Below are 269 nucleotides of genomic sequence, written 5' to 3'. Positions count from 1 at the left end.
TGGCATATTTTTTACTTTTGAAAACTCTTTATAGATACAAGTATCTATAAGAATTTTAATATCAGCTTTCCAAATTTTTAAAGAGCAAGAGAATAAACTTCTCAAAATTAAACACACTCTATTCTCAAGCAGTTTATTACCTGATTAAGAATGTTTATTTTTAAGGAGTAAAAGTGGTGGAGCTAAGCAGGATCGAACTGCTGACCTCCTGCGTGCAAGGCAGGCGCTCTCCCAGCTGAGCTATAGCCCCACATATGCTGGTACTTATT

At 35.7% G+C, this 269-nt stretch carries 1 tRNA gene; it reads right to left on the bottom strand.

The features are described from left to right. Positions 1-174: 174 nt before the first annotated feature. A tRNA-Ala gene (locus tag AN394_RS21425) sits at positions 175-250 on the bottom strand. Positions 251-269 lie beyond the last annotated feature (19 nt).

The organism is Pseudoalteromonas sp. P1-26, from assembly GCF_001401795.1.
Classification (GTDB): Bacteria; Pseudomonadota; Gammaproteobacteria; order Enterobacterales; family Alteromonadaceae; genus Pseudoalteromonas.
Note: the sequence above shows the minus strand (reverse complement) of the source record. Positions and strands in the feature narration are given on the sequence as shown.